This window comes from Neomicrococcus aestuarii, from assembly GCF_014201135.1.
GTDB lineage: Bacteria > Actinomycetota > Actinomycetes > Actinomycetales > Micrococcaceae > Neomicrococcus > Neomicrococcus aestuarii.
This window is the reverse complement of sequence record NZ_JACHDR010000001.1, coordinates 2,009,162-2,025,316: the sequence shown is the minus strand read 5'-3', so window position 1 is coordinate 2,025,316 and position 16,155 is coordinate 2,009,162. Positions and strand designations below refer to the sequence as shown.

The following is a 16,155-nucleotide window of genomic DNA, read 5'->3' as shown; positions in this document are numbered from 1 at the left end:
CTCCACATTTCTCTCACGCAGTAGGCTCATAACATGACTTTTTCGGCCGATTTTGGTTTGCTCACGCCGATGTGGGCTGGCACGGCGGTGGCGCACGCATCGAGCGATGCCGCGTTCGCGCAGGCCATGTTGGATGTCGAGGCCGCATGGGTTTCGGTGCTCGCCGGTGCTGGGTTGACCAGTGGCGAGGACGAAGAAGCGGTTCTCGCGGCCGCGAACGTTGAGTTGTACGATCTCGAATCCCTCGCGGTGCGCGGTCAGGATGGCGCTAACGCGTTGATTCCGTTGTTGGGTGATTTGCGGGTTGAGATCGCGAAGAATTACGACGGCGTGAGTGCAGTTCACAAGGGCGCTACCAGTCAGGACATCATCGATTCCGCGCTCATGTTGGTGGCGGCCCGCTCTGGCGCCATTATTTTGGCGGATTTGATGCGTTCCGCAGATGCGTTGAACGTTCTCGCTAAGGCGCACCGCCGCCAGCTCTGCGTGGCCCGTTCGCTCACGCAGCACGCTCTGCCCATGACTTTTGGTTTGCGGGTGGCAAACTGGTTGAGCGGGATTATTGAGGCGGGCGAGCGTTTGCAGCGCGCGCTCGAATCCTTGCCGTTGCAGTGGGGCGGCGCGGTGGGCACGCTCGCTTCCCTGACGGATTCCTTAGCGCGGAATGACGACGACGCAGCCGCGTCCGCGCAGGCCAACGTCACTGTTCGTGACCTCGTCATTGACCTCGCCACCAATCTAGGGTTGCGCTCCTCGATCCCATGGCACACCAACCGACTTCCCATTACGCAGCTGGCCGCGGCGCTCGGTGATGTCATCGCCGCGAGCGGTCACATCGCCAACGACGTCTTGATGCTCTCACGTCCCGAGATCGGCGAAGTGTCCGAGCCTCAGGCTGCCGGCAAGGGTGGCTCTTCGGCCATGCCGCAAAAGCAGAACCCGGTGCTGTCGGTGCTCATGCGCTCGGCCGCTTTGAGCGCTCCGCAGCATGTGGGCCAGTTGTATCTTTCTGCCGGTGCCGCGGATGACGAGCGTCCCGATGGGGCCTGGCACGCCGAGTGGGCGTCGTTGCGTGAGCTGCTTCGCTTGGCGGGCGGTTCGGTGGACAAGCTCGCTCAGCTCGCCGAGGGTCTCACGGTGAACCCGCACACCATGGTGCGCAATGCGGCGCTGTCCGGTGATCTGTTGGTCTCAGAGCGGGTCATGTCCCACCTGGCGCCCATCATCGCTGGCGGCAAGAAACGCATTCAAGAACTCGTGCGGCAGTCCTTGACGGAACGCCGGCCGCTCGGGGAACTCTTGCGCGAATCTATCCCGCAAGAGCGGTTCTCCACTCACGAATTGCAACGGATCTTGGATCCACAAAATTACTTGGGACAAGCGGACGCGTTCATCGATAGCGTCTCTGACCGACTCACTGACTGGAAGGAATCATGACCCAACCAAAACTCGTCGCCACTCTGCTCACCGCTACCGCTGAAGACGCGTCTGGCGCTACCGGTTCTGCAGCTTCAACCGCCGCGGCCTCCGAGGCAGCCCGCCCGGTGTTGATCGTCGGCCCATCGTTGGGCACCGGCGTGAAGGCGCTTTGGGGTCCGGCTGTCGCTGATCTTGCCCCGTACTTCACGGTCATCGGATGGGATCTTCCAGGTCACGGTGACGGAACTCCGGTCACGGAGGGCTTCTCGATCGAAGAGCTCGCCGCTGGCGTGAAGGCGCTCATCGAAAAGCTTGAGTCCGAAGGTCAGCTCGATGCTTCTCAGGGCCTGTACTACGCGGGTGTTTCTGTGGGTGGCGCTACCGGCTACCAGCTGGGCATCTCCTTCCCTGGCCTCTTCAAGGGCATCGCTCCTATCTGCACGGCTGCGAAGATCGGCACGCCGGAAGCGTGGAACGAGCGCGCTGACCTCGTAGAGAAGGCTGGCACGCCCACCATGGTTTCCGGTTCTGCGCTGCGTTGGTTCGCACCGGGCTTCATCGAGAAGAACCCTGTCGTTTCCACGAACCTCTTGCACACGCTTCAGGATGCCGACCGCGTTTCCTACGCTTTCGTGTCCCGCGCGCTCGCCGGGTACGACGTTCGCGAGCAGCTCGGACAGATCTCCGATCCACTCATTGCTATCGCTGGCCGACACGACGCCGTGTGCCCACCTGAGGATGCAGAGTTCGCTGCCGCTCGGGTTCAGAAGGGTCACTCCGCCGTCGTAGAGACCGCGGCTCACTTGGCTCCCGCCGAGGATCCTGCTGCCACCACTCAGTTGCTGGTTGATTTTTTCTTGGGTGAGGGCGTCGCTGCCGGCTCGGATCGGTTGCCGGGAGATACGTACGACGCCGGAATGGTGGTTCGTCGCGAAGTCCTCGGCAGCGAGCACGTTGACCGCGCAACTTCGTCTTCAAACGCTTTCACGGACGAGTTCCAGGAAATGATCACGCGCTACGCGTGGGGCACCATCTGGACGCGCCCAGGACTCCCCCGAACCACGCGCTCTGCTATCACGCTGACCGCGATGATCGCTGGAGGCTATTGGGAAGAGCTCGAGATGCACGTCCACGCCGCGCTGCGTAACGGCATGACGCCTGAGGAGATCAAGGAAGTCTTCTTGCAGTCAGCCATCTACTGCTCTGTTCCGGCCGCCAACGTTGCGTTCAAGATCGGCAAGAAGGTCCTTGAGGAGTACGAGAAGTAAACGGTAAAAAAGACCAATAAGTACGAAAAGCGCCTCGCTCCCCCAAAAACTTGAGGGAGCGAGGGGCCTCTTGTTCGTGACCAGTTGGGGACTAGTCGCCGACTAGTTCGCGAACGAGTCCAAGAGGGTGTGGTTTGCGGTCCAGAAACCCAAGGCTTCGCCACCGTTGTTGAGGATGGCGGAGGTCTTGCCGTTGTAGAACTTGTCCGCGGTGTTGGTTCCCGGTCCGGTGAACACCTGCAAGGAAGCGCCAGGTTCAATGACGTAGCCCTCGCCGATGTGCAAGAGGTTGTTGGCAACATCGCGCAAGTAGTAGCCGGACACGTCCACTGCGGCGTTGCCAGTGTTGGTGACGACCACGTGCTCACCGTTTTCAGCCTGAACGTCGTTACCTGGAGCGTCGTTCACGGAGTCCGTGATTACCAAGCCGCGGCTGGCTGGGAACGGGTTGACTCCATCGAGGTAGCGCTCGAACTGGATGGGGTAATCGCCCGTGATGCGCTCAACGCCCATCGCGACAGCTTCTTCCATCGCGTCGATGTCATTGACCGTGTACACGCCGATCTCCAGGCCTGCGGCCTTCACGCGATCTACGCCTGCCTGATCCAAGGTGCGGTAGCTGGTGCCCACGGAGTCAGCGAACGTGGAGATCAATGCCAAGGTGGCAGCGTCGGGAACGGTGGAGGACAGCTGCTGCAAAGGAATCTCCGGTGCAAGTGCCGCGAACTTCATGTTGGACGTTGGATCGAAGCTCAGAATCTCCACCTTGCCGGCTTCTACCAGCTTGATCCAGGCTGGATCGTTGTGCAGTGCGTCAGCTACAACCTTTTCGACACCCGGGGAGTTCTTAGGAGACTTGATTTCCATGAAGACGCCAGTGTTCTTGGTGGCAACGCGAGCGATGTCGTTGAAGTGTGGGATCTTCTCGCCAATGAACTTCTCAGAGAAGTAGGAACCTGCATCCAGCTGCTGGAGCTCGGCCCACGTGAAGGACGTGATGGGGTCGTTCTCGCGCCCCGGGAACACCTCCTCAACGTTGGTGGTGCGCGCTGGGGTGTCATCGTGGAACAAGAACGGAACGCCATCAGCGGACAGCTGGACATCGGACTCAATGAAGTCCGCACCAGCAGCACGGCCATCCTTGAAAGCAGCCACGGTGTTCTCCGGCGCGGTGCCAGCGGCACCGCGGTGGCCAATGGTGACCGGCTGTTCAGCCTCGGGAGTACCGAAGAGGGATTCAGCGGCGGTAGCCACTGGAGCGATGAGCGCGCTGAAAGACAGGGCGCCGGCCGTGAGAGCGGTGGTCACAGCTAGGGAGAGTCGCTTCTTCATGTTCGTTTCCTTTCACATGGGTTGGCGTATGCCTGACCAGTGTGGAGGACCCGAATGGACATCGTGCGAAGTCAAAGTGAACTTCGGCTAAAGTCCTTCCCGCGAAGCGGTCTTCCCTTCCGGCCGAGCGCCGGAACCAGCAACCACCGGAGTCGCACGATCGTTCACCTTTTCTCGAGTGTCATCGCGCGGCGGCTGCGCCACGATCTTGCCCTCACGGCTGGCTACTCGGCCGTCACGGCCCCCAACCACCGGCAAATCTGTGGTCTGCGGATTAATGTAAGCTGCGTCGTCGTCCTCCGTGTTCATTGGTTCCAAGTAACCGAGGGCCGCGAACTCACCGAAGTGATCCGCGTCTGCCTCCTCCCAATCCGCAGCCCAACCGCGCGGCGGTTCCACGAGAAGCTCGCCCGGACGCAACCAGTTGTAGATGGAAGCGTAGGACTTGGTGGTCAAGTGGTCCGTGCGGCGGCGCAACATGCGGGTGTTGAGGTGCTTGATATCGGTAACACCCATGGACGCCATGATCTGTTCGGCCTCCGCGACGGTGAGCTTTTGGTAGTTGTGCACGCGATTGCCCTTGTCAGTGACATCGAGCGCGCGCATGAGGCGCGGATCCTGCGTGGCAACACCCACGGGGCATTCGTTCGTGTGGCACTTCTGGGCCTGGATGCAGCCGGTGGCCATCATCATGGCGCGAGCGCTCATGGTGAAGTCCGCGCCCTGAATGAGGCGCTTGACGATATCCGAACCCGTAGCGACCTTGCCCGCAGCCCCAAGCTTGATGCGATCGCGCAAGCCCGCACCCACCAGTGCGTTGTGCACCAGCATGAGGCCCTCGGTCAGCGGGGTGCCCATGTGGTCTTCGTACTCGAGCGGAGCCGCACCGGTGCCGCCTTCGGAGCCGTCAATGATGATGTAATCCGGCGTGATGCCAGTGGCGAGCATGGCTTTGACCATCGCGAGCACATCCATGCGGGACCCCACGCAGAACTTGTACCCAATCGGCTTGCCGCCGGAAAGTTCACGCAGCGTGCCGACGAACTCCATGAGCCCGCGCGGCGAAGAAAACGCCGAGTGGGAGGCCGGCGAAATGCAGTCGATGCCCAACGGCACCTCGCGTGCTTCAGAGATTTCCGCGGTGACCTTCTTGCCCGGCAGCACGCCGCCCAGTCCCGGCTTAGCGCCTTGAGAGAGTTTGAGCGTGATGGCTTTGACTTGCGGCATCGCAGCCTTCTCGGCGAAGCGTTCCGGGTTGAACTTGCCGTCCTCGGTGCGGCAACCGAAGTATCCGGAGCCAATCTCCCAGAACAGGTCGGCACCGTATTCCAGGTGGTACTTGGTCAGCCCGCCTTCGCCGGTTTCGTGCACAAAGCCACCCATCGCGGCGCCCTTATTCATGGCCAGCACGGCGTTCTTGGAGAGCGATCCGAAGCTCATCGAGGAAATGTTCATGAGCGCGACGCCGTAGGGCTGCTTGCAGTCGGGTCCGCCGATCATGACCTTTCGCGGCTTCTCCGGCGGGCTCACGGGCGCGGTGGAGTGCAAGAGGAATTCGTAGCCCTCCTGGTTCACGTCCCGCTCGGTACCGAAAGCCTTGTGGCTGTCCTGACCTTTCGCGCGAGCGTAAATGAGGGAACGCGTGTCCCGGTCGAAGGGGCGGCCGTCGAAGTTTCGTTCAATGAAGTACTGCTGGATTTCGGGGCGAATGGATTCCAGGAGGAACCGCATGCGTCCCAGAACGGGGAAGTTTCGCAAGATTGCGTGCTTCGTTTGGAACGAGTCATAGATGGCAAGGCCCAGCAGCGCGAGCATCACAGCCGCGAGCACCCACCAGCCGGTAGAGCCGAACGCCGCGGCCACCACCGTTGCAAAACCAATTGACGCCAACAGGATCAAGATCAAAAAACGGACCATGTATTGAAGCGTAGTGTCAAAAAGTGGCCACATCTGGACATAGAGGTGTTGTAAGCACAATCGCTTACCATTCACGGGGGTTTAGTCATGGAAAAACGGTCCTTTGTCCTACCGGCGGCGGCGCTCAGCGTCGGCGCCCTTCTCCTGACCGGTTGCGGCGCTTCGGCGCCGGATCAGACCGCGTCCGTCTCTTCAGGTTCCACGTCAATTTCTAGTACGACGACGCAGGCTTCCGTTTCGAAGTCCTCTTCCGCGGCGTCGTCGGTTGCGTCATCAGGTACGGCGTCTGGGGCGGCGAGCGAGAGCGCTTCCGCCAGTAGGGCCCCTAATTCGCGGAGCGTCTCTGCGAGCGCGGGTGCGTCCACGAAGACAGTAGCCACCAAGGCGCCCACCACTTCGGCGGCAGCAAAGCCATCGACGACGAAAGCGCCGTCCTCTTCCACAGCTAGCGCCACCAAGAGCGCTCGTCCCACGACTACCCAGGCGGCTGGCCCCAAGAGCATTCGTGGTCTGGAGATTTACAAGATCGGTCAGCCGGTGGAGTTCAAGGATGGCTCCAACAGCTCGGATGCGGTGGAAGCCGCCTTCACGATTACCGGGATCAAGCGCGCCACCACGTGCCCCGGCGATGCCAGCATCAAACCGATCAACGGGCAGTTCATCATCTTGAACATTTCCGGGTGGAACGAACTCTCCCAGCAGACCAGCCCGCAACCCATCTGGGTGCACTCCGGGGCGTGGCAGTTCTACCCCGGCGGCGGCTCGCGAGCAGCGATCCCAAGTGCGAACACTCCCCTGACCAGCCCGTGCCTGAAATCGCAGGCCATTACTGAATTTGGTGCGGGACAGGTGCCTGAGAGCGCTCCGAAACGAGGCGTCGTCGTACTAGATGTAGCCCGCGGTGCCGGCAGCATCACGTATTCGGATATGGGCGTGGAAAGTGTGGAGTACCGCGTTCCGTAACCACCCAGCGTTAGTCGCCTGAACGCTCTAGTCACCCGAGCGCATTAGTCGCCTGAACGCAGCGGCGCGGGGAGGAATTTGCCCAAGTGAGAGTCGGCCCACGAGTGCGGGGCCGGCTTTCGCGCTGAAGGCAGGGCCGTCTGTTCGCGCCAGAGGTGCAAGAACTCAGGTAGCTCGCGATCCGTGGGGATTTCCTCGCCCATGGCCGCGAAGATTTCGTTGTTGGAAACCGGGCCGCTCTTACCGAGCAATCGAGTAGCGATGAACGCGCGAACGTAGAGTTCGCCGTCGGACACCACGCGCTGTTCAAAGTAGATGCACTTCTCATCCACGCCAATGATTTTGGTTTCGAGGGAGAACTTTTGGTGCAAGCGCACGGACTTGCGGAACGTGATGGTCTCCGCCTGAACCACGGGAGTCCAACCGTTTTTGCGCATGATGTCCCACGCGCCGGAGCGCACCATGAGATCAAATCGTCCCAAGTCACAGAAGGATAGGTACATGCCGTTGTTGACGATCATCGCGATGTCGATGTCCGTTGCCAGCGCGCGTAACGGCAACGAGGACTCGTCCAGGAGGTGAAGCTTTGAGCGCTTCCTCGAGGTGATGAGCAACAAGAGTGTCCGTAGAAGCAAGTGCATAGTGGCAGGCTACCGGCCGGTAACCGATACCCGAAAGGGTCTTCTCTCAACCCGACAGATTGACAATTCTCAATCACTAGCTCAAAATTTGAGGGAAAGAGGAGGTTTTCCATGGCACCGCGCGCCCTGCGGCCCTTTATCCATCGCGACTACCGCGTACTGGTTACCGCACTGATCGCTAGCGTTTTCGGCCAAGGTATGTGGGCTGTTGCCATGGTGTACCAAGTCAAAGCGCTCGGCGGCGGACCCATCGAACTCTCAGTGGTGGCCACCGCTACGAGCCTCGGTATTTTGCTGCTGGTTCTTGCGGGCGGCATCGCAGCCGACCGTCTTTCCAAGCGCAAAATCATCATCGCCGTGGAATTCGCGTCCCTGCTGGTCATGGGCACCGTCGCGGCGCTCGCGCTCACAGGGAACATCGCCGTCTGGCACCTCGCGATCGCCGGCTTCATCCACGGCGCGGGAGCCGCGTTCTTCTTCCCGGCCTACTCTGCACTCTTGCCGCAAATGCTTCCGCCTGAAGATCTGCTCGCTGCCAACGGCGTCGAGGGCGTCTTCCGTCCGGTCCTGCAGCAAGCAGCCGGGCCAGCGATCGCCGGCATGATCGTCGCCGCAACCGCTCCAGGCGTTGCTATTGCGGGCATTGTGGTGTGCCACGTCTTCGCGTTCATCATGCTGTTGCAGCTCTCCCACAAGCCCGAATACGACTCCCACATCGCAGCCGACGAAGTCCGGCCGTCCGTTTTCGCGGACCTCAAAGAGGGCGTGCACTACACGGTGAAAACTCCGTGGCTGTTGTGGACGCTGCTGTTCGCGGTGATCTCGGTGCTGTCCTTGATGGGGCCCATCGAGGTGTTGTTGCCGTTCGTGGTGACGGATCAGCTGTTCGGCGACGCCGCCATGTTTGGTTTCTTGTTGGCAGCGTACGGAATTGGTTCCGCTATTGGATCTCTCGGCACCGCGTCCATGCGATTGCCGCGACGCTACCTCACCCTCATGTTGTCAGTGTGGGGTTTCGGCACACTGCCGCTCATCGCCGTGGGGTTCATTTCCGAGTTCTGGATTATGGCCGCGCTCTTCCTGGTTTTGGGCGTGACCGGCGGAATTGGTCAGGTCATTTGGGGCACGCTGTTGCAGCGCCGTGTCCCGTCTCACATGATGGGCCGCGTCTCCAGCCTGGACTTCTTCGTGTCCCTGTCACTGCTGCCGGTGTCGATGGCGCTTGCGGGTCCGCTGTCCCAGATCATCCCGATTTCCGTGATTTTCATTGTTGCTGGCGTGGTGTCGCCGGTGGTTGCGGTGATCGCTTGGCTCGCGGGCAGGATGTACGACGACGAAATCAGCCATCCCCTCGATTCCCAACCACCGTCGGAGGATGATCGCGAAGACACTGCGATCGGCCACGGCGGTATCGGCATCACGCCGGGAGCCGACGGAGCAGCCATCACTGGAGCCTCCGAACTAGCTTCTTCCGAGAACAAATCCGCCGGAAAGTAGCAAAAGGAGCGTAGGAAAGGAAGCGTAGGAAAGGAAGCGTTATGCGACTTTTCTTGGCATAGTGTCAGGCATGTCTGACACTACATTTCAGCTCCTCGCGGTAGGACTGTACTTCGCTGCCATGATTGGTATCGGGTTCTACGCCTACCGCAAGACCAGCAACCTCGACGACTATATGCTCGCCGGCCGCGACCTCAAACCGAGCGTCGCAGCCATCTCCGCGGGCGCCTCGGACATGTCCGGATGGCTCCTCATGGGTTTGCCTGGCGCCATCTATTTGATGGGCCTCGTGGAAGCGTGGATTGCCATCGGCTTGACCGTTGGCGCGTGGTTGAACTGGAAGTTCGTGGCACCGCGCTTGCGCTCCTACACGGAAATTTCCAACAACTCCATCACCGTCCCTAGCTTCCTTGAGAACCGCTTCAAGGACAAGACCCGCATCCTGCGCATTGCCGCCGGCGTGATCATCCTGCTGTTCTTCACCTTCTACGTGTCTTCCGGCATGGTGGCGGGTGGCAAATTCTTCGAGGCCAGCTTCGGCGTCCCGTACTTCTGGGGCATGGTGTTGGTTGCTGGCGTGACGCTCTTGTACACGCTCTTCGGCGGATTCCTCGGTGCCTCGTTGACGGACGTTGCTCAGGGCTTTCTCATGCTTGCCGCACTGGTTGCCGTTCCCGTAGTTGCCGTCATTTCGATGGGTGGCGTGGGTGAAGTCATCAATCACATCAACCTGGCCGATGCCGCCGCGAACGCCGCCGATCCTGCCAACGAGCTGCACCGCACGTCGCTGATTTACGGCGGCACCGCACTGGGCATCATCTCCGCCTGCGCCTGGGGCTTGGGCTACTTCGGCCAGCCACACATCATTGTTCGCTTCATGGCCCTGCGCTCTCCACAGGACGCGAAGGCCGGACGCCGCATTGGTATTTCGTGGATGATCCTCACCGCCGCTGGCGCCATCAGCACCGCACTGGTGGGCATCGCCTGGTTCAACAAGTACCCAGAAACTTTGGAAGATCCTGAGACGGTCTTCTTGCGCATGTCCCAGATCCTTTTCCACCCATTCGTCGCTGGTCTGGTGCTTGCCGCCGTGCTTGCCGCGATCATGTCCACTATCTCTTCGCAGCTGATCGTGTGCTCTTCGGCGCTCGTAGAGGATCTCTACGGCATCATGGGCCGCAAGACCTCTGACCGCACCAACGTGAGCCTCGGACGCGTAGGCGTGTTGATCGTGGCACTCGTCGCTGGCATGTTGGCGTTGGATCCGAGTTCCAGCATTTTGGAACTCGTTGCTTTCGCGTGGGCCGGCTTCGGCGCAGCGTTTGGACCGGTCATCATCTTGGCGTTGTACTGGAAGAAGTTCACCTCGTGGGGCGCTCTCGCCGCGATGGTTTCCGGTGCCGTGACCGTGTTTATCTGGGGATCTAACGATGCCTTGAGCTCGACGCTGTACGAGATTGTTCCTGGCTTCATCATCGCTACCGTCTTGGGTGTTGTGGTGTCCTTGTTGACCACTAAGCACCACCCGGTGATTGACCGCGAATTCGCCGAAATGAAGCGCCATGCCGCTGGCGAAACCTCAGGAATCTAGAGCCAATCCAGATTCCATCTAGTCAAACGCGAATGCAATAAAACCGGGTTGAAAGATTCTTCAACCCGGTTTTATTCCCTATTTCGTCGATTGCAAAGACTCGATGGGGTCAAGCACAAATTTATTACGTGGTGTAAAATTGTCTTATGTCTGGAACGAGACCCCATGGTCAGTGCCCAAAAGGCATGGTCACTCGCCCCTCGCACCAGATGAAACCAAAAAGAGTTCACCTCGGTGAGCGTGTTAGTCAGGGAGGCAATACACAATGGGTTTTATCGGTTGGATCGTACTAGGACTTATCGCAGGAGCTATCGCTAAGGCAATCATGCCCGGCAACCAGGGCGGAGGTTGGTTCATGACCCTCATCTTGGGTGTTGTGGGCGCAATCCTCGGCGGCTGGATCGGCTCTGCACTCTTCAACGTCAACATCAACGAATTCTGGTCGATCTCCACGTGGCTCTTGGCCATCGTTGGTTCTTTGATCGTTCTCGTTATCTGGGGCTTCATCACGAAGAACCGTAGCAACGCCTAAGCATGACTTAGCGGTTCACCACACTTGGTGAACATGAACGACGGAAGCGTCCCCGCTCAAGCGGGGGCGCTTCTCTCATTTCCATCACCTTCTCTGGCGCCCTCGACTCCCCGGTGAGGCCACTTCACGACAACCACCCCCATGCGAGAACACTTATCGACAAGAAATATTCAAAAAGTTGTAGAAAGTTGGCCGCACATCAGGAGATGACTCAAAGAAGAACTCGCATCGACCCCCAAAAAGACACCGAATTGCCCCCGAATCTTGACCTCAAGCTCTTGTAACCCCTCCCCCACAAGAGCACACTCAAGAAGGGGGTTTTATGCATCACTTGGAAAATCCCCCGCAAAGTGGAACACACACACCATTGGGGGATCACCATGTCTGCCACAACGTTTCGCGCAGACTCTCATTCACGAATCCGCTGGACCGCCGCTCTCGCGGGGATCTCTATGGCCGCAACGGCACTGATCGGAGGCGGACAGGCCCAAGCTCAAGGACAGACACAGCAGGCCGTCAACGTCCCAGCAGGAAAACAAACGTATAGTCCGCAGCCAACACTTGCCCTCGCCACTGACATCAATACGTATGTCAGCCGGGGAATCACCACGGACAATCTCAATGTGCGCTCAGGACCTAGCGCAAGCTATCGGATCCTGACGTTCATCCCGACTGGCACCACCGTCACCCTGTATTACAAGCACCCGACCACCGGCTGGTACCGCGTGTATTATGGCGGCACGTGGGGCTGGGTCAGCTCAAGCTACATCCGGAGCATCGGCGCCTCGCCCACCGTGAATAGGTACACCGGCCCTAACCGAACGTCGCGAGTGGTTCTCACCTTCGATGATTGTCCGCTGACGCTCTCGGCGTTTGACGCCGCTACTCTTTACGCGCGCGACAACAACATCGGGCTAGTTCTGGCCCCTACCGGCACCTGCCTCTCGACTTTCAAGGCACGGTACGGAATTGACTTGGCGTCGCGAGCTCGTGCGCGCGGCCATTACGTGATCAACCATTCGGCCTCTCACCTGGAACTGACCACGTTGAGTTACTCGAGCATGTTGGCTCAGTTGGGCTCGCCTGGTGTCGTAACGAATATGGGCCGACCTCCGTATGGATCCGTCAACGCGACGGTCAACGCCGCCTATGCGGCAAAGGGGATGTACCAGTGGCTGTGGGATGTGGACACTCGAGATTGGGAGAATCGGTCCAAGTCCGTCACTATCTACAACGCCGTGTATTTGGCGCGTGCTGGTTCCACCGTCCTGATGCACATGCGTTGGTACGGTTTCAGCCCTGATTCGTTGCGTCAGATCAAGACGGGTCTGGCTAATCGCGGCCTGAATGTGTGCCGCCCGTATCGGGGCTATGACAACGCCGGATCTGTGCTGACATCTCCCACGTATCTGCCGCAAAGTCTGCCCTGTTGATGCCCTAGAAACGGTAGATTAGAAGGATGAACTGGTCCCATAGCGCAACTGTCACACTCCCTGAAGCGATGGCCGATGTGTGGGAGGTGATTTCCACGCCTGAGCTCTTGCCGGAGTGGAATCCCGCCGTGTCTAAGCTTGAGCGCCAGGATAAGTCGAAGCGACGACTCGTCCCCGGCGACCGTCTGGATTTTGTTCCTCAACCACCCATCATGGGCTCCATTCACGCCGCCACCGCTCCCCCGGCCGTGGTGACAGAGTTCCGTTTGGAGCGTGTTTTCGAGTGGCGTCAGCCTCAGCCTGGCGGTGGCATGACCGTGCGCTGGGATCTTGAAGCTGTTGCGGCCGGAACGCAGATCACTCAGACGGTGAAGATAACTGGCATCGGTTCGAAACTGTTCGCGGAGACCAACGGTAAGCCGTTTGCGGCGAATTTCGAACGCAACGCGAAGACGATCCCCGCCCTTGAGGATCATGCACGGGCCTACCGCGTATAAGTTCTAGTTCCGCCCGCGGAATGCCCGCATCGTCGAGTAGATCCCGAACGCATGCTCGGCAAGGTAGTCCCACGCTGGTGTGGGCAGTGCGCCGCGCAGTGTTCGGGCTGCGTTTGTCAGTTTCGGAATCACTACCAGTGGCGTGCCTTTGAGCATCGCCGTCCACGCCGCGCCGGTCACAGCTTCGGGCGTCAGTAGCTTGGTGAGTTTTACGGGCTGCGCGCCGTCGAACATGCCTGTGGAGGTGTAGAGCGGGCAGATGGTGGTCACGGCGATGTTGCTTCGCTCTGCTTGCAGCTCGAGTCGCAACGTATCAGACCAACCCAGCGCCGCCGCCTTACTTGCCGCGTAGACACTCATGCGCGGATTACTCACGAAAGCAGCCGCTGATGCGATATTCATGATGCGGCGCTGCTGAGTCCCTTGGTTCATGGCGGCGAGGAACTCGAGTGTGATGTGCATGGGGGCGCTCGCGTTGATGTTCATGGTCAACTCAATGTCCTGATGCGTGTGCTCCGCGAACGGCTTGCCGCGCACAATTCCCGCATTGTTGATGAGAATATCCGGGGTGCCGTTGGCGAGTACTTCTTGCGCTGCCAGTACGACGACGCTGGCTTGCGAAACGTCCACAACCTGCGGTTCGATGACGGTTTCGTGAGTGGAATCTTTGGCGAGAGTGCGCAGTTCCGTGGCGGCCTGCTCCAGGTTCTCAGCGTTGACGTCCCAGAGAACCACGCGCTTGGCACCTTCAAGGACCGCCTTTTGCGCATAGATTCTGCCCATTCCTAGCGCGGCGCCCGTAATGAGAACGGTCAGCCCGCGAGCGGACTCCAAAGTTGTAGTCATGCCCCCAAGCTACCCGCTGGTAACCTGCGAATCTAGACGCGGAGAGCAATTGTCAGAGGACGTTTCCAAACTATGCTCGACTCATGACTTCTTCATCCGCGTCACTGACCACAGGCTCCGTTATTTCCCTTGCTTCGAGCCCCAAGAAGTCCTGGGGTCACGGGGACGTACGCGTGATCGCTTCTGGTTCCATGCTGCCTGACGGCGCGTTGGAAGCGACCGGCGCGGGCGCTACCGACTTCGACTGGCGACTTAGCGTGGCATCCATCGAGGGCGCCGGCGACTTCACGCCTTATCCTGACTTTGAGCGCACGTTGACGGTCATCGTCGGCGAGTTGCTGGAGCTGACCATTGATAGCGAGACGCATCCCGTGGAGCTGTACCGCCCACTCAAGTTTGCCGGCGGCGCCGCGACCGTAGCGACTCTGCCGACGGGCGAAGTTCTAGCACTCAATGTCTTTGCCCGCACGGGCGTAGCACGGGCCAGCGTCCGCATTGTGGAGCTGTCCAAGAAAATGGAACAGCACCTCTTCGGAGCCCAGTTTGGGGTGCTCCTCCAAGGTGCTGCAACGATGTCCTACGCCGGGGCCGATCACCATCTCAACGTCCGCGACACCGTAGTGGGCGGTGAAGACGATTCGCCTCGCGTCACCGGCCGCGGTTTCATGGCTGTGGTGTCTTTCGATCTTCCCTAGCCCCCGGAAGTGATTCACACTTAGATCATGGAATCGCTCCGGCACTTTTGGGCGGAACATCGAACCCTACTCAGCGCAGTGGCTGCCGCGCTGAGCTTTGGGATCGGTGTGCTGTATCTGTTCGTCGTCCCTGAGTACCGGCCCACGACGGGACCGGCACTGCAATTCCTCTTGCGATACGCGCACTCGGCCTGCTGGTTCTTGCTGGCCATCACGTTCGCCTTGATCAAAGTGAATGGCACCGCGAAAATCCGGAAAGTCACCGCCTACACAGCGTTAGCGCTCTATGCAGGCTTCATGATGAGCTTTCTACTGACCCGCTAGAGATCAGGGAAGAGCCAAGCGGAAGACCTTGCCCCATGCGGATCCTACCTGCTTGTAGAGCGGGCCGGTGTTGTATGGGAGGCCGTAGCGTTCGCAGATTTCCTGAACCTTCGGTGCAATCTCGCCGTAGCGGCTTGATGGCAAGTCTGGGAACAAGTGGTGCTCCACTTGGTGGGACAGATTGCCAGTCATGAAGTGCAAGAACTTGGAGCCAGAGATGTTGGAGGATCCCAACATCTGGCGGATATACCAGTCACCGCGGGCTTCGCCGTCCACCATTTCGTCCGTGAACGTTTCCGTGCCGTCTGGGAAGTGGCCACAGAAGATCACGGAGTGAGCCCAGAGGTTACGAATCAGGTTTGCCGCAGCAGTTCCGAGGAACGCTTCCTTGTGCGCACCGGTGGCCAGAGCCAAGCCGGGTGTCACCACGAAGTCCTTCATGATCTGGCTACCGCCGGACTTGGCGAAAGCCTTGAGGTCATCCATGAAGACTTCCTTCGGCTTGGTGCCATCCAAGTAGAGGTCGATCTCCAAGTCATAGATGGCGATTCCCCACTCGAAGAAGGGAGCCAGAACCATATTGAAGACCGGGTTGAGGAGGTTAACCGGCGTCCACTCTTGAGCAGGATCCATACGCAAGAGGTTGAATCCCACGTCCTTGTCCTTGCCGAGGACATTGGTCCAACGGTGGTGAAGGTCGTTGTGAGTGTGCTGCCAAGAACGGGCCGGCGTCGCGAAGTCCCACTGCCACGTAGTGGAGTGAATGTCTGGATCGCGCATCCAGTCCCACTGACCGTGGAGAACATTGTGGCCGATCTCCATGTTTTCAATGATCTTGGCAGAAGCCAGGGCTGCCGTTGCGGCGACCCAGACCGCCTTGTTCTTTCCATCGAGGATCAAGGCGCCGCGGCCCAGGATCTCGAGGTAGCGCTGAAGTCGGATGACGCGGCGAATGTACTTCGCATCCTCGGTGCCGCGCCTCTTCAAGATGTCACTCTTGATGGTATCCAGCTCTTTGCAGAGCTCGGCGACTTGCTCGTCGCTCAAGTGCGCAGCCGCCGGTGGACGCACTGCTGGTGAGCCTTTATCCGCCAAGAGTCCTGGACGCACTTCACGCTTGTCACGCTGTGGCGCATGGGACGTGGTGTCGATGCGCGGAGGTGTTGGTTTTTTCTGCAAGGTAGCTAGTGGGTTCATATT

The 16,155-nt window shown here is 59.6% G+C and carries 16 protein-coding genes; 10 read left to right on the top strand and 6 right to left on the bottom strand.

Annotated elements, in window-relative coordinates; translation table 11 throughout:
- The first annotated feature begins 33 nt into the window (after positions 1 to 33).
- On the top strand, positions 34 to 1,437 hold the full coding sequence (locus tag HD598_RS09170) for a lyase family protein (RefSeq protein ID WP_183665376.1): 1,404 nt from the start codon (positions 34 to 36) through the stop codon (positions 1,435 to 1,437).
- Positions 1,434 to 2,687, top strand: coding sequence for a bifunctional 3-oxoadipate enol-lactonase/4-carboxymuconolactone decarboxylase PcaDC (gene pcaDC / locus HD598_RS13890; protein WP_183665374.1), 1,254 nt, complete (start codon positions 1,434 to 1,436; stop codon positions 2,685 to 2,687). The genes HD598_RS09170 and pcaDC overlap by 4 nt, the downstream gene beginning before the upstream one ends.
- A 102-nt stretch (positions 2,688 to 2,789) precedes the next feature.
- Here the strand turns inward: pcaDC and HD598_RS09160 are convergent, their stop codons facing one another.
- From HD598_RS09160 to HD598_RS09150, 3 genes are all read right to left on the bottom strand, one after another.
- Positions 2,790 to 4,019 carry a glycerophosphodiester phosphodiesterase family protein gene (locus HD598_RS09160; RefSeq protein WP_183665372.1) on the bottom strand — a complete coding sequence of 410 codons (1,230 nt, stop codon included), beginning with the start codon at positions 4,017 to 4,019 and terminating at the stop codon, positions 2,790 to 2,792.
- A gap of 87 nt (positions 4,020 to 4,106) precedes the next feature.
- Complete coding sequence (locus HD598_RS09155; RefSeq protein ID WP_183665370.1) at positions 4,107 to 5,936, bottom strand: FMN-binding glutamate synthase family protein; 1,830 nt, start codon at positions 5,934 to 5,936, stop codon at positions 4,107 to 4,109.
- Between the two features lie 173 nt (positions 5,937 to 6,109).
- On the bottom strand, positions 6,110 to 6,439 hold the full coding sequence (locus tag HD598_RS09150) for a hypothetical protein (protein ID WP_183665368.1): 330 nt from the start codon (positions 6,437 to 6,439) through the stop codon (positions 6,110 to 6,112).
- Positions 6,440 to 6,473: 34 nt separating this feature from the next.
- Between HD598_RS09150 and HD598_RS09145 the strand changes: the two genes are divergently transcribed.
- A complete protein-coding gene (locus HD598_RS09145) occupies positions 6,474 to 6,899 on the top strand; it encodes a hypothetical protein (protein ID WP_071894717.1) in 426 nt (141 codons plus the stop codon).
- 44 nt (positions 6,900 to 6,943) lie between these two features.
- Here the strand turns inward: HD598_RS09145 and HD598_RS09140 are convergent, their stop codons facing one another.
- Positions 6,944 to 7,540 carry an acyl-CoA thioesterase gene (locus tag HD598_RS09140; protein WP_071894716.1) on the bottom strand — a complete coding sequence of 199 codons (597 nt, stop codon included), beginning with the start codon at positions 7,538 to 7,540 and terminating at the stop codon, positions 6,944 to 6,946.
- 111 nt (positions 7,541 to 7,651) lie between these two features.
- Between HD598_RS09140 and HD598_RS09135 the strand changes: the two genes are divergently transcribed.
- From HD598_RS09135 to HD598_RS09115, 5 genes are all read left to right on the top strand, one after another.
- Positions 7,652 to 9,037, top strand: a complete 1,386-nt coding sequence (locus HD598_RS09135; RefSeq protein WP_183665367.1) for an MFS transporter — start codon at positions 7,652 to 7,654, stop codon at positions 9,035 to 9,037.
- A 70-nt stretch (positions 9,038 to 9,107) separates the two neighbouring features.
- Entirely contained in the window at positions 9,108 to 10,628 is a 1,521-nt protein-coding gene (gene putP / locus HD598_RS09130; protein ID WP_183665365.1) for a sodium/proline symporter PutP, read from the top strand.
- 265 nt (positions 10,629 to 10,893) lie between these two features.
- The gene (locus HD598_RS09125) at positions 10,894 to 11,160 is read left to right on the top strand and encodes a GlsB/YeaQ/YmgE family stress response membrane protein (RefSeq protein WP_071894713.1); all 267 of its coding nucleotides are present in this window, start codon (positions 10,894 to 10,896) and stop codon (positions 11,158 to 11,160) included.
- 380 nt (positions 11,161 to 11,540) lie between these two features.
- Positions 11,541 to 12,593: an SH3 domain-containing protein gene (locus HD598_RS09120; RefSeq protein WP_183665363.1), complete on the top strand. Its 1,053-nt coding sequence runs from the start codon at positions 11,541 to 11,543 to the stop codon at positions 12,591 to 12,593.
- A gap of 26 nt (positions 12,594 to 12,619) precedes the next feature.
- The gene (locus HD598_RS09115; protein ID WP_183665360.1) at positions 12,620 to 13,090 is read left to right on the top strand and encodes an SRPBCC family protein; all 471 of its coding nucleotides are present in this window, start codon (positions 12,620 to 12,622) and stop codon (positions 13,088 to 13,090) included.
- A 3-nt stretch (positions 13,091 to 13,093) separates the two neighbouring features.
- Here the strand turns inward: HD598_RS09115 and HD598_RS09110 are convergent, their stop codons facing one another.
- A complete protein-coding gene (locus tag HD598_RS09110) occupies positions 13,094 to 13,936 on the bottom strand; it encodes an SDR family NAD(P)-dependent oxidoreductase (RefSeq protein WP_183665358.1) in 843 nt (280 codons plus the stop codon).
- A gap of 83 nt (positions 13,937 to 14,019) precedes the next feature.
- Here HD598_RS09110 and HD598_RS09105 point away from each other — a divergent pair, with 83 nt between their 5' ends.
- Both HD598_RS09105 and HD598_RS09100 read left to right on the top strand, forming a co-directional pair.
- Complete coding sequence (locus HD598_RS09105; RefSeq protein WP_183665356.1) at positions 14,020 to 14,631, top strand: HutD/Ves family protein; 612 nt, start codon at positions 14,020 to 14,022, stop codon at positions 14,629 to 14,631.
- Between the two features lie 27 nt (positions 14,632 to 14,658).
- On the top strand, positions 14,659 to 14,955 hold the full coding sequence (locus HD598_RS09100; RefSeq protein ID WP_183665354.1) for a hypothetical protein: 297 nt from the start codon (positions 14,659 to 14,661) through the stop codon (positions 14,953 to 14,955).
- Positions 14,956 to 14,958: 3 nt separating this feature from the next.
- On the opposite strand, the gene HD598_RS09095 is transcribed toward HD598_RS09100, so the two are convergent.
- Positions 14,959 to 16,152 carry a fatty acid desaturase family protein gene (locus tag HD598_RS09095; protein WP_183665352.1) on the bottom strand — a complete coding sequence of 398 codons (1,194 nt, stop codon included), beginning with the start codon at positions 16,150 to 16,152 and terminating at the stop codon, positions 14,959 to 14,961.
- Between the last annotated feature and the right edge of the window lie 3 nt (positions 16,153 to 16,155).

Coding starts and splice junctions, on each gene's coding strand:
- HD598_RS09140 (WP_071894716.1), bottom strand. CDS start 7,540: ATGCACTTGCTTCTACGGACACTCTTGTTGCTCATCACCTCGAGGAAG.
- HD598_RS09105 (WP_183665356.1), top strand. CDS start 14,020: ATGACTTCTTCATCCGCGTCACTGACCACAGGCTCCGTTATTTCCCTT.
- HD598_RS09120 (WP_183665363.1), top strand. CDS start 11,541: ATGTCTGCCACAACGTTTCGCGCAGACTCTCATTCACGAATCCGCTGG.
- HD598_RS09160 (WP_183665372.1), bottom strand. CDS start 4,019: ATGAAGAAGCGACTCTCCCTAGCTGTGACCACCGCTCTCACGGCCGGC.
- HD598_RS09095 (WP_183665352.1), bottom strand. CDS start 16,152: ATGAACCCACTAGCTACCTTGCAGAAAAAACCAACACCTCCGCGCATC.
- pcaDC (WP_183665374.1), top strand. CDS start 1,434: ATGACCCAACCAAAACTCGTCGCCACTCTGCTCACCGCTACCGCTGAA.
- HD598_RS09115 (WP_183665360.1), top strand. CDS start 12,620: ATGAACTGGTCCCATAGCGCAACTGTCACACTCCCTGAAGCGATGGCC.
- HD598_RS09155 (WP_183665370.1), bottom strand. CDS start 5,936: ATGGTCCGTTTTTTGATCTTGATCCTGTTGGCGTCAATTGGTTTTGCA.
- HD598_RS09110 (WP_183665358.1), bottom strand. CDS start 13,936: ATGACTACAACTTTGGAGTCCGCTCGCGGGCTGACCGTTCTCATTACG.
- HD598_RS09170 (WP_183665376.1), top strand. CDS start 34: ATGACTTTTTCGGCCGATTTTGGTTTGCTCACGCCGATGTGGGCTGGC.
- HD598_RS09125 (WP_071894713.1), top strand. CDS start 10,894: ATGGGTTTTATCGGTTGGATCGTACTAGGACTTATCGCAGGAGCTATC.
- HD598_RS09100 (WP_183665354.1), top strand. CDS start 14,659: ATGGAATCGCTCCGGCACTTTTGGGCGGAACATCGAACCCTACTCAGC.
- HD598_RS09135 (WP_183665367.1), top strand. CDS start 7,652: ATGGCACCGCGCGCCCTGCGGCCCTTTATCCATCGCGACTACCGCGTA.
- putP (WP_183665365.1), top strand. CDS start 9,108: ATGTCTGACACTACATTTCAGCTCCTCGCGGTAGGACTGTACTTCGCT.
- HD598_RS09150 (WP_183665368.1), bottom strand. CDS start 6,439: ATGCTCTTGGGGCCAGCCGCCTGGGTAGTCGTGGGACGAGCGCTCTTG.